Here is a 12,490-nt window from a genome sequence, read left to right as displayed (position 1 = left end):
CGCCTGATTTAGTTCTGTAATTTCCCCTCTGTTCGAAACAATGCCTAGCCTGACGCCCCTGGGGCTAGCGCATTGTTTTTATAAAGTCGCGATCTCCAGCCGCTTGGCAATAACTCCGCCGTCGTTAAGCCATTTTGCCGTTTGCCTGCCCCATATTCTGACGTTATGTTAATTCGATAGCGACAACCCATAAAAATTTAGGGGCATTGCCCCGCAGCAGGCGCTACGTTCCGGCGCCAGAGAAGAACCAGAGAAGAATAAGCAAGCCTGGAGGCAAACCCATGGAGATGTTGTCAGGAGCCGAGATGGTCGTCCGATCGTTGATCGATCAGGGCGTTAAACATGTATTCGGCTACCCCGGCGGGGCGGTGCTCGATATCTACGACGCCCTGCATACGGTCGGAGGGATCGATCATATTCTGGTGCGCCACGAGCAAGGTGCGGTGCACATGGCCGACGGTTACGCGCGCGCCACCGGCGAAGTGGGCGTGGTGCTGGTGACCTCCGGCCCCGGCGCCACCAACGCCATTACCGGTATCGCTACCGCTTATATGGACTCGATCCCGATGGTCGTCCTGTCGGGGCAGGTGCCCAGCTCGCTGATCGGCTACGACGCCTTCCAGGAGTGCGATATGGTGGGGATTTCTCGGCCGGTGGTGAAACACAGCTTCCTGGTGAAACGCACCGAAGACATCCCGGCGGTGTTGAAGAAGGCCTTTTACCTGGCCTCCAGCGGCCGCCCCGGCCCGGTGGTGATCGATCTGCCGAAAGACATCGTCGGCCCGGCGGTGCGGATGCCTTATGCCTATCCGCAGGACGTGAGCATGCGTTCTTACAACCCGACGGTGCAGGGCCACCGCGGGCAAATCAAACGCGCGCTGCAAACCATTCTGGCGGCCAAAAAGCCGGTGATGTACGTCGGCGGCGGCGCGATCAACGCCGGCTGCGAAGCCGAACTGTTGGCGTTGGCGGAGCAGTTGAACCTGCCGGTGACCAGCAGCCTGATGGGGTTGGGGGCCTTCCCCGGTACCCACCGCCAGAGCGTTGGCATGCTCGGCATGCACGGCACCTATGAAGCCAATAAAACCATGCACCATGCCGACGTGATCTTCGCCGTCGGCGTGCGTTTCGACGATCGTACGACCAACAATCTGGCCAAATACTGTCCGGATGCCACCGTGCTGCACATCGATATCGATCCGACCTCGATCTCCAAAACGGTGGACGCCGATATCCCGATCGTCGGCGATGCCAAGCAGGTGTTGGTGCAGATGCTGGAGCTGCTGGCGCAGGACGAGAAAGCGCAGGATCACGATGCGCTGCGCGATTGGTGGCAGTCTATCGAGCAGTGGCGCGCCCGCGACTGCCTGGGCTACGACAAAAACAGCGGCACCATCAAGCCGCAGGCGGTGATTGAAACCCTGCATCGCCTGACCAAAGGCGACGCCTATGTGACCTCGGACGTGGGCCAACACCAGATGTTCGCCGCGCTCTATTATCCGTTCGACAAACCGCGCCGTTGGATCAACTCCGGCGGCCTCGGCACCATGGGCTTCGGCCTGCCGGCGGCATTGGGCGTCAAGCTGGCGCTGCCGGAGGAAACCGTGGTGTGCGTGACCGGCGACGGCAGCATTCAGATGAATATTCAGGAGCTGTCCACCGCGCTGCAATATAACCTGCCGGTGGTGGTGGTGAACCTCAACAACCGCTATCTGGGCATGGTCAAGCAGTGGCAGGACATGATTTATTCCGGCCGTCATTCGCAGTCTTACATGGATTCACTGCCGGACTTCGTCAAGCTGGCCGAGGCTTACGGCCATGTCGGCATCGCCATCCGCACGCCGGATGAGCTGGAAAGCAAGCTGGCGCAGGCGCTGGCGGAAAAAGAGCGGCTGGTGTTCGTCGACGTGACCGTCGATGAAACCGAACATGTCTACCCGATGCAGATCCGCGGCGGAAGCATGGACGAAATGTGGCTTAGCAAAACGGAGAGGACCTGATCATGCGCCGTATTTTATCTGTCTTGCTGGAAAACGAATCCGGCGCCCTGTCGCGCGTGGTGGGGTTGTTCTCCCAGCGCGGTTACAACATCGAGAGCCTGACGGTGGCGCCGACCGACGATCCGACGCTGTCGCGCATGACTATCCAGACCGTCGGCGATGAGAAAGTGCTGGAGCAGATTGAGAAGCAGTTGCACAAGCTGGTGGACGTGTTGCGCGTCAGCGAGCTGGTGCAGGGCGCTCACGTTGAACGCGAGATCATGCTGGTGAAGCTGCAGGCCAGCGGCTACGGCCGTGAAGAGGTGAAACGCTGCGCCGATATTTTCCGCGGCCAGATCGTCGATGTGACGGCGACGCTGTATACAGTGCAGCTGGCCGGCACCAGCGACAAACTGGACGCCTTCCTGAGCGCGGTGCGTGAAGTGGCGGAGATTGTGGAAGTGGCGCGTTCCGGCGTGGTCGGCGTGTCGCGCGGCGACAAAATCATGCGCTGAGCGCGGTCTGGCGGCGAATAATCGGGGGCGCGGCGTGGCTGCGCCCTTTGTTTTTCGGACTTTTTTGCCCGATTGCCGGCACCTTTCGGCAAAAGCGGTTGCTAGGTAGTGTTTTCTGCTGTTAGATCGCAGAGGCTGGATTGAATAACCGCACGGGATGCCATGGTTAATCCGAGCACAGCCTTCACTTCTATTTTCAGCGTCATTAAGGGGTTAATGTGAAACTGGATGAAATCGCGCGTCTCGCGGGCGTTTCGCGCACGACGGCCAGTTATGTCATCAACGGCAAGGCGAAGCAGTATCGTGTCAGCGATAAAACCGTCGAGAAAGTGATGGCCGTGGTCAGGGAGCATAACTATCACCCGAATGCCGTCGCGGCGGGGCTGCGCGCCGGGCGCACCCGTTCTATCGGCCTGGTGATCCCGGATCTGGAAAATACCAGCTATACCCGCATCGCCAACTACCTGGAGCGCCAGGCGCGCCAGCGGGGTTACCAATTGCTGATCGCCTGTTCCGAAGATCAGCCGGACAACGAAATGCGCTGCATTGAGCACCTGCTGCAGCGTCAGGTGGACGCCATCATCGTCTCCACCGCCTTGCCGCCGGAGCATCCTTTCTATCAACGCTGGGCCAACGATCCGCTGCCGATCATCGCGCTGGACCGCGCGCTGGATCGCGAGCATTTCATCAGCGTTGTGGGCGCCGATCAGGAAGACGCTTTTGCGTTGGCGCAGGAGCTGCGCACCTTCCCGGCGGAGTCGGTGCTGTACCTGGGCGCCTTGCCGGAGCTTTCGGTCAGCTTCCTGCGTGAGCAGGGCTTCCGCCAGGCCTGGCAAGAGGATCCCCGCCACGTCGATTACCTGTACGCCAACAGCTACGAACGCGAAGCCGCCGGCGCGCTGTTTGCCGAATGGTTGAAAACGCACCCGATGCCGCAGGCGCTGTTTACCACGTCGTTCTCTTTATTGCAGGGCGTGATGGACGTGACGCTGAAGCAACGCGGCCGCTTGCCGACCGATCTGGCGATCGCCACCTTCGGCGATCATGAACTGTTGGATTTCCTTGAGTGCCCGGTATTGGCGGTAGCGCAGCGCCATCGCGACGTGGCCGAGCGCGTGCTGGAACTGGTGCTGGCCAGCCTGGACGAACCGCGTAAACCCAAGCCGGGGCTGACGCGCATTCGCCGCAATCTGTTCCGCCGCGGCAGCCTGAGCCGCAAGTAGTTTGCCTGACAGGGGCCCGCGTTGGTGGGCTCCTTTAGACGTAACCTGCCACCCGAAACAGCCGCCGGCAGTATTCCAGGAAGTAACCATACACCACGCCCATCGCCATGGAGACCAGCGCATTGCTGGTTACCGCCGCCAGCATTTGTTGGCCGTCGGCGCCCACGCTCCATAAAATTGCAGCATAAACCGGCGACTGGAAGCTGACATAGGCCAGCAGATCGGCGAGATTGCGCAGTAGGAACTGGCCGTGCGGGCAACGACGCGCCGTGCGGATAAACAGATCGCGATAGCGGCCATAAGGCCAGGCGATCAGAATGTTGACCGGGATCGACAACAGGCGTGAAGAGAGGGATTGCTGGAAGCTCATGCCGGAGATCAACACTTCAATCGCCATACCGGCGATAAAACAGTACACCACCAGTGCAAACGTATCGGCAGCGGCGCTGCGCCAGTGTGCGGCGGGCGAAAGCATGCATCTCTCCTTTTGTGTTAATGTGCTGTTAATTTTATAATTTGTGGTTGTTAACTCTGGTTTTTTGCTTTTTATATAGTTTACTGATCTGTTTTGTGTTTTTTAACTAGGTTTATATTTTTATTTTTAACATTTGTTCGGTTTTTGTCCCGCAGGGCCGGGGCGCAGGAAGGGATGGAGAGATTAAAATCGGTGTTTTTAAATAAACCTATTAAAAACATGCTGTTGCGATTTTTTGTGTCCGCGGGGGGATTTTTCCGGCAAAAATTGTGGAAATAAAGGTGTAAGAAAATGAAACCATAATTGTAAACAGGTGTTTTGGGAATAATCTTACCAAATTGATTTAAATCGAAATTACTTCTGCTCGTAATATCCGAGCCATTTATTTTCGCCGTGCTCTCATCATGGCGGTGCAAATTGAAGTAAAATAGCGCGCAATTTCACGGTGAATAACGATTGAGCGTTATTAACTCAAGGAGTTATGGCCTTATTCTGCGGTCGACTCTTCAGGCGCCGAGCCTTGGCGCGCGCGGGGCGGCAGCGGTTACAGCCCTGAGATTGCCGAGCTGAAAAATGAGACATGGCTTGCAGAAGGAAGTAATGAGTTAATTAATCGCCAGTTCGTCAGGTTTTTAATCAGATTCTTTCCGCTTAGAAAATTCTCTCCGTTTATCATGGTGTTAATTTTTAATCGTCGAATAATCAGAGTTTCTTTCGCGAGTCAGCTCCCAAAATGACCAGAGAAATATTGCCAAAGCGCTGGCGCTCTGGCTTGACAAGGTTTTCATACCCTCCGTAAACTCCATTGTGTGGGAATTTGTGGGGTAAAGTGGTGAAAACGGTCACTAAGGGGTAGCTCAGGAATGTTCCGTGGAGCGACGATGGTCAACCTCGACAGCAAAGGGCGGCTCGCCGTACCTACCCGATATCGGGAATTGCTCAACGAGGAATCGCAAGGCCAAATGGTCTGTACCATTGACCTCCATCAGCCCTGCCTGCTGCTTTATCCTTTGCCCGAATGGGAAATTATTGAACAAAAATTATCACGTCTGTCGAGCATGAATCCCGCCGAGCGCCGCGTTCAGCGCCTGCTGTTGGGACATGCCAGTGAGTGTCAGATGGATAGTGCCGGTCGTTTGCTGTTAGCCAGTACGCTGCGGCAACACGCCGGGCTCACGAAAGAAGTGATGCTGGTCGGTCAGTTCAACAAGTTTGAACTGTGGGATGAACAGACCTGGTATCAACAAGTCAAGGATGATATTGACGCTGAACAGTCGACTCAGGAACCGTTGTCTGAGCGGCTACAGGACTTGTCGCTATAAGCATGTTGGAAAACTATAAACACACCACCGTCCTGCTGGACGAAGCCGTCAACGGCCTCAATATCCGCAGCAACGGCATATATATCGACGGTACTTTTGGTCGCGGTGGCCATTCTCGTCTGATTCTGTCCCAACTGGGGCCGGAAGGGCGCTTGCTGGCAATTGACCGTGACCCTCAGGCGATTGCAGCCGCCAAATCTATTGAAGATCCTCGTTTTACCATCGTACACGGCCCATTTTCCGAGTTGTCGCACTATGTGCGGGAGCGCGAGCTGGTGGGCAAGATCGACGGCGTTCTGCTCGATCTGGGCGTTTCCTCGCCGCAGCTTGACGACGCGGAGCGCGGGTTCTCCTTTATGCGCGACGGTCCGCTGGACATGCGCATGGATCCGTCCACCGGCCTGTCTGCCGCAGAGTGGCTGATGAAGGCCGAAGCGGACGACATCGCCTGGGTGCTGAAAACCTTCGGCGAAGAGCGTTTCGCCAAGCGCATCGCGCGCGCCATCGTCGAAAGAAACCGCGTGGAGCCGATGACGCGCACCAAAGAGCTGGCGGATCTGATCGCCGATGCCAGCCCGTTCCGTGAAAAGCACAAGCATCCGGCGACGCGCAGCTTCCAGGCGATCCGCATTTATATCAACAGCGAGCTGGAAGAGATCGAGCGTGCGCTCGACGGCGCGCTGGAAGTGCTGGCCCCGCAGGGCCGTTTGTCGATCATCAGCTTCCATTCGCTGGAAGACCGCATCGTCAAACGCTTTATGCGACACCACAGCCGCGGCGCCCAGGTGCCGGCGGGCATTCCGTTGACCGAGGAGCAACTGCGCGGCATGGGCGGGCGAACGCTGAAAGCGCTGGGCAAAATGATGCCGTCGGAAGCGGAAGTGGCGGACAACCCGCGTGCGCGCAGCTCGGTGCTGCGCATTGCTGAGAGGATGCCCGCGTGATTGGCAACGAACGTCACGGCCTGGTCGGGGTGATTGGCGGCGATCTGCTGCGCAACGCCAAGATCCCCATGATTTTACTGATTGCGTCACTGGTCTCCGCGATTTTCGTGGTGACCACCGCGCACCGCACCCGCCTGCTGACCGCCGAACGCGAGCAGCTGGTTCTGGAGCGCGATGCGCTGGATATCGAGTGGCGCAACCTGATTTTAGAAGAGAACGCCCTCGGCGATCACAGCCGGGTTGAACGTATCGCGACAGAAAAACTGCAGATGCAACACGTTGATCCATCGCAGGAAAATATCATCGTTAAACAATGAATGGTTTAACCGGAATAATGACACGGAGTAGAAAGGAAACGCATGAAAGCAGCGCGCCCCGGTAAGTTGAGACGCCAGGAAGATCAGGCCAGCTTTGTCAGCTGGCGTTTTGCGTTGCTGTGCGGCTGCATTTTGCTGGCGATGGTTGGCCTGATGCTGCGCGTCGCGTACCTGCAGGTCATCAACCCCGATCGTCTGGTGAAAGAAGGCGACATGCGTTCGCTGCGCGTGCAGGAAGTGCCGACCGCGCGCGGCATGATCAGCGATCGCGCCGGCCGTCCGTTGGCGGTCAGCGTGCCGGTGAATGCGGTGTGGGCCGATCCGAAAGAGCTGAACGAACGCGGCGGCATCACGCTGGACAGCCGTTGGAAAGCGCTTTCCGATGCGCTAAACATCCCGCTGGACCAGCTTTCCAACCGCATCAACGCCAACCCGAAAGGGCGCTTCGTTTACCTGGCGCGCCAGGTTAACCCGGCGATCGGCGACTACATCCACAAACTCAAGCTGCCGGGGATCTACCTGCGGCAGGAGTCGCGCCGTTACTACCCGGCGGGGCAGGTGACGTCGCACATCATCGGCGTGACCAACATCGACGGGCAAGGCATCGAAGGCGTCGAGAAGAGCTTCGATCGCTGGCTGACCGGGCAACCGGGCGAGAGAACGGTGCGCAAGGATCGCTTCGGCCGGGTGATCGAAGACATCTCCTCCGTCGATAGCCAGGCGGCGCATAACCTGGTGCTGAGCGTCGATGAGCGACTGCAGGCGCTGGTGTATCGCGAGCTGAACAACGCCGTGGCGTTCAACAAGGCCGAATCGGGCACTGCGGTGCTGATCGACGTGAACACCGGCGAAGTGCTGGCGATGGCCAACAGCCCGTCTTACAACCCGAACAACATGGCCGGTACGCCGAAAGAAACCATGCGTAACCGCGCTATCACCGATATTTTTGAACCCGGTTCAACCGTGAAGCCAATGGTGGTGATGACCGCGCTGCAAAACGGCGTGGTGAGAGAAAACAGCGTGCTGAACACCATCCCGTACCGCATTCAGGGCCACGAGATCAAAGACGTGGCGCGGTACTCGGAGCTGTCATTGACCGGGATCTTGCAGAAGTCGAGTAACGTCGGTGTTTCAAAGCTGGCGTTAGCGATGCCGTCCTCAGCGTTAGTAGATACTTACTCTCGTTTTGGGCTGGGAAAAGCGACCAATTTGGGGCTGGTCGGAGAAAGCAGTGGCATATACCCAAAAAAACAACGGTGGTCTGACATAGAGAGGGCCACCTTCTCTTTCGGCTACGGGCTGATGGTAACTCCGTTACAGTTGGCGCGAGTCTATGCAACGATCGGCAGTCTGGGCGTGTATCGCCCATTGTCGATCACCAAGGTTGACCCTCCGGTCGCCGGCGAACGCGTTTTCCCTGAACCTCTGGTGCGCACCGTGGTGCACATGATGGAAAGCGTGGCCTTGCCGGGCGGCGGCGGCGTGAAAGCCGCCATCAAGGGATACCGTATCGCCATCAAAACCGGTACCGCGAAAAAAGTGGGCCCGGACGGCAAATACGTCAACCGATACATCGCTTATACCGCCGGCGTCGCGCCGGCAAGTAACCCCCGTTTTGCCCTGGTGGTCGTCATCAACGACCCGCAGGGTGGGAAATACTATGGTGGCGCAATCTCCGCGCCGGTGTTCGGCGCCATCATGGGCGGCGTATTGCGCACCATGAACGTCGAGCCTGACGCGTTGCCCACCGGTGACAAAAGCGAATTAGTGATTAACAAGAAAGAGGGTTCAGGTGGCAGATCGTAATTTGCGCGACTTACTCGCCCCGTGGGTGCCGACGGCGCCCGGGCGCGCGCTGCGGGAAATGACATTAGACAGCCGTGTGGCGGCTGCCGGGGATCTGTTTGTCGCCGTGGTCGGCCATCAAACGGATGGACGCCGCTATATTCCGCAGGCCATCGCGCAGGGCGTCGCCGCCGTGATCGCCGAAGCTGACGGTCAGGCCGAAGACGGCGCCATCGTTGAGATGCACGGCGTGCCGGTGATCTACCTGAGCCAACTGAACCAGCGCCTTTCCGCGCTGGCCGGGCGTTTTTACCATCAGCCGGGCGAGCGTCTGCGCCTGGTCGGCGTGACCGGCACCAACGGCAAAACCACCACCACGCAGTTGTTGGCGCAGTGGAGCCAACTGCTGGGCGAAACCAGCGCGGTGATGGGCACCGTCGGCAATGGTCTGCTGGGCCAGGTCTGCCCGACCGAGAATACCACCGGTTCTGCGGTGGATGTTCAACACGTATTAAACGACTTGGCGGAACAGGGCGCGACCTTCGCCGCGATGGAAGTCTCATCCCACGGTCTGGTGCAACACCGGGTGGCGGCGCTGCCGTTCGCTGCCGCGGTCTTCACCAACCTGAGCCGCGATCACCTGGATTACCACGGTGACATGGCCAATTACGAAGCGGCCAAATGGTCGCTGTTCGCCGCCCACAATGTGGGGCAGGCGATCATCAACGCCGACGATGAAGTCGGCCAGCGCTGGCTGAGCAAGCTGCCGGATGCGGTGGCGGTGACGATGCAGGACAACCTGCAGCCGGGCTGTCACGGCCGCTGGCTGAAAACCACGGCGGTCGATTATCACGACAACGGCGCCACGGTTCGGTTCAGCTCCAGCTGGGGCGACGGCGAGATCGAAAGCCGCCTGATGGGCGCGTTCAACGTCAGCAATCTGCTGTTGGCATTGGCGACGCTGCTGTCGCTGGGCTACCCGCTGGAGGCGCTGGTGGAAACCGGCAACCGTCTGCAGCCGGTCTGCGGCCGCATGGAAGTGTTTAACGCGCCGGGCAAACCGACGGTCGTGGTGGATTACGCCCACACGCCGGATGCGCTGGAGAAAGCGCTGGAAGCGGCGCGCCTGCACTGCCAGGGGCAGCTGTGGTGCGTCTTCGGCTGCGGCGGCGATCGCGACAAGGGCAAGCGTCCGCTGATGGGCGGCATCGCCGAGCAGTTCGCCGATCGCGTGGTGATCACCGATGACAACCCGCGTACCGAAGAGCCGCGCGCGATTATCAACGATATCCTGACCGGATTGCTGGATGCCGGGCAGGCGCTGGTGATCCACGGCCGCGCCGAAGCGGTGACCAGCGCCATCATGCAGGCGCAGGAGCAGGATGTGGTGTTGGTGGCGGGCAAAGGCCACGAAGATTATCAGCTGGTGGGCAACCGCCGCCTGGATTACTCCGACCGCACGACGGTCGCCCGACTGCTGGGGGTGCTGGCATGATCCCTGTCTCTCTTCAGACACTGGCTGAGGTATTGAGCGCTGAACCGATCGGCGCCGATTGCCAAATTGTCGAGGTGACGACAGACACCCGCAAGGTGACCGCCGGTTGCCTGTTTGTGGCGCTGAAAGGCGAGCGTTTCGACGCTCACGACTTTGCGGCGGATGCCGTAGCCGCAGGCGCCGGGGCGTTGCTGGTCAGTAAGCGCTTATTGGTGGACGTGCCGCAGCTGGTGGTGAAAGACACCCGTCTGGCGCTGGGGCAGCTTGGCGCCTGGGTGCGTCAGCAGGTGCCGGCGCGCGTGGTGGCGCTGACCGGCTCCTCGGGCAAGACATCGGTGAAAGAAATGACCGCCGCCATTCTGCGTGAATGCGGCGAAGTGCTGTATACCGCCGGCAACTTCAATAACGACATCGGCGTGCCGTTGACGCTGTTGCGTCTGGAGCCGCAGCATGATTTTGCCGTGATAGAGCTGGGCGCTAACCACATTGGCGAAATTGCTTACACCACCGCATTGACGCGTCCGCAGACCGCTTTGGTGAACAACCTGGCGGCGGCGCACCTGGAAGGCTTCGGCTCGCTGGCCGGCGTCGCCCAGGCGAAAGGTGAAATCTTTACCGGCCTGCCGGCCGACGGCGTGGCGATCATCAACGCCGATAACAACGACTGGCCGCACTGGCAGAGCATGCTGGGCGGCAAAACCGTCTGGCGCTTCTCGCCGCAGGCGGCCGAAGGCGTGGACTTCTTCGCGGACGACGTGCGGGTGAACGGCGCAGGCACGCAGTTTACGCTGCACAGCCCGTTCGGCACCGCCGAGATCGCGCTGCCGCTGCCGGGGCGCCACAACGTGGCCAACGCGCTGGCGGCCACGGCGCTGGCGATGTCGGTGGGCGCCACCCTCGAAGCGGTGCATCAGGGGTTGAAACAATTGCAGGCGGTGCCGGGGCGTTTGTTCCCGGTGGCGCTGGCCGAAGGCAAGCTGCTGCTGGACGACAGCTACAACGCCAACGTCGGGTCGATGATTGCGGCGGCGCAGGTGCTGGCGGAGATGCCGGGCTACCGCGTGATGGTGGTCGGCGATATGGCCGAGCTGGGCGCAGAAGCGGAAGAGTGCCACCGTCAGGTGGGTGAAGCCGCCCGCCAGGCCGGGGTCGATAAAGTGATCAGCGTCGGCGGGTTGAGCCGCGTGCTGAGCGAGGCTTCCGGCAACGGCGAACATTATCAGGACAAGACAGCAGTGATCGCGCGCGTGGCGGAATTACTGTCGGAACATGCGGTCATCACCGTGTTAATCAAAGGTTCACGTAGTGCCGCAATGGAGCAGGTAGTACGCGCGTTACAGGAGAAAGCACCATGTTAGTTTGGCTGGCCGAGCATTTGGTCAAGTATTACTCAGGCTTCAACGTCTTTTCTTATCTGACGTTCCGAGCCATTGTCAGCCTGCTGACCGCGCTGTTCCTGTCGCTGTGGATGGGCCCGCGGGTGATCAAGCGTCTGCAAGAAATGTCCTTCGGCCAGGTGGTGCGTAACGACGGCCCCGAGTCGCACTTCAGCAAGCGCGGCACGCCGACCATGGGCGGCATCATGATCCTGACCTCCATCACCATTTCGGTGCTGATGTGGGCCTACCCGTCCAACCCGTATGTCTGGTGTGTGCTGTTTGTGCTGGTGGGTTACGGCATCGTCGGTTTCGTCGATGACTACCGCAAGGTGGTGCGTAAGGATACCAAAGGGCTGATCGCCCGCTGGAAGTATTTCTGGCAGTCGGTGATTGCGCTGATTGTCGCATTCGCCATGTACGCCGTAGGAAAAGACACGCCAGCCACCGAGCTGGTTGTGCCGTTCTTTAAGGACGTGATGCCGCAGTTGGGCTTGCTGTACATCCTGCTGGCCTATTTCGTCATCGTCGGCACCAGCAACGCGGTCAACCTGACCGACGGTCTGGACGGCCTGGCGATTATGCCGACGGTATTCGTGGCGGCCGGTTTCGCGCTGGTAGCCTGGGCGACCGGTAACATGAACTTCGCCAACTACCTGCATATTCCGTATCTGCGTCATGCCGGTGAGTTGGTGATCGTCTGCACCGCCATCGTCGGCGCCGGCCTCGGCTTCCTGTGGTTCAACACCTACCCGGCGCAGGTGTTTATGGGCGACGTCGGTTCGCTGGCGCTGGGCGGCGCGCTGGGCACCATCGCGGTGCTGCTGCGCCAGGAGTTTTTGTTGGTGATCATGGGCGGCGTGTTCGTGGTAGAGACGCTGTCGGTGATCCTGCAGGTGGGATCGTTCAAGCTGCGCGGACAACGCATTTTCCGCATGGCGCCGATTCACCACCACTATGAATTGAAAGGCTGGCCGGAGCCGCGCGTGATCGTGCGCTTCTGGATCATTTCGCTGATGCTGGTGCTGATTGGCCTGGCAACGCTGAAGGTGCGTTAAT

At 59.5% G+C, this 12,490-nt stretch carries 11 protein-coding genes; 10 read left to right on the top strand and 1 reads right to left on the bottom strand.

What is annotated here, in order from left to right; genetic code table 11:
- Nucleotides 1-281 precede the first annotated feature (281 nt).
- From ilvI to cra, 3 genes are all read left to right on the top strand, one after another.
- Nucleotides 282-2,000: an acetolactate synthase 3 large subunit gene (gene ilvI, locus ACSBQS_RS14690; RefSeq protein WP_028127857.1), complete on the top strand. Its 1,719-nt coding sequence runs from the start codon at nt 282-284 to the stop codon at nt 1,998-2,000.
- Nucleotides 2,001-2,002: 2 nt separating this feature from the next.
- On the top strand, nt 2,003-2,494 hold the full coding sequence (gene ilvN / locus ACSBQS_RS14685; protein WP_004932806.1) for an acetolactate synthase small subunit: 492 nt from the start codon (nt 2,003-2,005) through the stop codon (nt 2,492-2,494).
- 218 nt (nt 2,495-2,712) lie between these two features.
- Nucleotides 2,713-3,717: a catabolite repressor/activator gene (gene cra / locus ACSBQS_RS14680; protein ID WP_004932801.1), complete on the top strand. Its 1,005-nt coding sequence runs from the start codon at nt 2,713-2,715 to the stop codon at nt 3,715-3,717.
- 34 nt (nt 3,718-3,751) lie between these two features.
- On the opposite strand, the gene ACSBQS_RS14675 is transcribed toward cra, so the two are convergent.
- The gene (locus tag ACSBQS_RS14675; protein ID WP_033651675.1) at nt 3,752-4,192 is read right to left on the bottom strand and encodes an L-alanine exporter AlaE; all 441 of its coding nucleotides are present in this window, start codon (nt 4,190-4,192) and stop codon (nt 3,752-3,754) included.
- 863 nt (nt 4,193-5,055) lie between these two features.
- Between ACSBQS_RS14675 and mraZ the strand changes: the two genes are divergently transcribed.
- Genes mraZ through mraY form a run of 7 tightly spaced genes read left to right on the top strand, consistent with a single transcriptional unit; the run spans nt 5,056 to nt 12,489 of the window.
- Complete coding sequence (mraZ, locus tag ACSBQS_RS14670; protein ID WP_004932796.1) at nt 5,056-5,514, top strand: division/cell wall cluster transcriptional repressor MraZ; 459 nt, start codon at nt 5,056-5,058, stop codon at nt 5,512-5,514.
- Nucleotides 5,515-5,516: 2 nt separating this feature from the next.
- Nucleotides 5,517-6,458, top strand: coding sequence for a 16S rRNA (cytosine(1402)-N(4))-methyltransferase RsmH (gene rsmH / locus ACSBQS_RS14665; RefSeq protein WP_004932794.1), 942 nt, complete (start codon nt 5,517-5,519; stop codon nt 6,456-6,458).
- On the top strand, nt 6,455-6,775 hold the full coding sequence (ftsL, locus tag ACSBQS_RS14660; protein WP_033651674.1) for a cell division protein FtsL: 321 nt from the start codon (nt 6,455-6,457) through the stop codon (nt 6,773-6,775). Before rsmH ends, ftsL begins: the two co-directional genes overlap by 4 nt.
- Nucleotides 6,776-6,817: 42 nt before the next feature.
- Nucleotides 6,818-8,581 carry a peptidoglycan glycosyltransferase FtsI gene (locus tag ACSBQS_RS14655; protein ID WP_004932790.1) on the top strand — a complete coding sequence of 588 codons (1,764 nt, stop codon included), beginning with the start codon at nt 6,818-6,820 and terminating at the stop codon, nt 8,579-8,581.
- Nucleotides 8,568-10,055 (top strand): UDP-N-acetylmuramoyl-L-alanyl-D-glutamate--2,6-diaminopimelate ligase, encoded by a 1,488-nt coding sequence (gene murE, locus ACSBQS_RS14650; RefSeq protein ID WP_033651673.1) that lies wholly within the window; start codon nt 8,568-8,570, stop codon nt 10,053-10,055. The genes ACSBQS_RS14655 and murE overlap by 14 nt, the downstream gene beginning before the upstream one ends.
- The gene (murF, locus tag ACSBQS_RS14645) at nt 10,052-11,413 is read left to right on the top strand and encodes a UDP-N-acetylmuramoyl-tripeptide--D-alanyl-D-alanine ligase (RefSeq protein WP_434990984.1); all 1,362 of its coding nucleotides are present in this window, start codon (nt 10,052-10,054) and stop codon (nt 11,411-11,413) included. Before murE ends, murF begins: the two co-directional genes overlap by 4 nt.
- Nucleotides 11,407-12,489: a phospho-N-acetylmuramoyl-pentapeptide-transferase gene (mraY, locus tag ACSBQS_RS14640; RefSeq protein WP_004932782.1), complete on the top strand. Its 1,083-nt coding sequence runs from the start codon at nt 11,407-11,409 to the stop codon at nt 12,487-12,489. The genes murF and mraY overlap by 7 nt, the downstream gene beginning before the upstream one ends.
- The last annotated feature ends 1 nt before the right edge of the window (nt 12,490 follow it).

Source organism: Serratia sp. H402Y, from assembly GCF_051172415.1.
Classification (GTDB): Bacteria; Pseudomonadota; Gammaproteobacteria; order Enterobacterales; family Enterobacteriaceae; genus Serratia; species Serratia ureilytica.
This window is presented reverse-complemented; position numbering and strand designations above follow the sequence as displayed.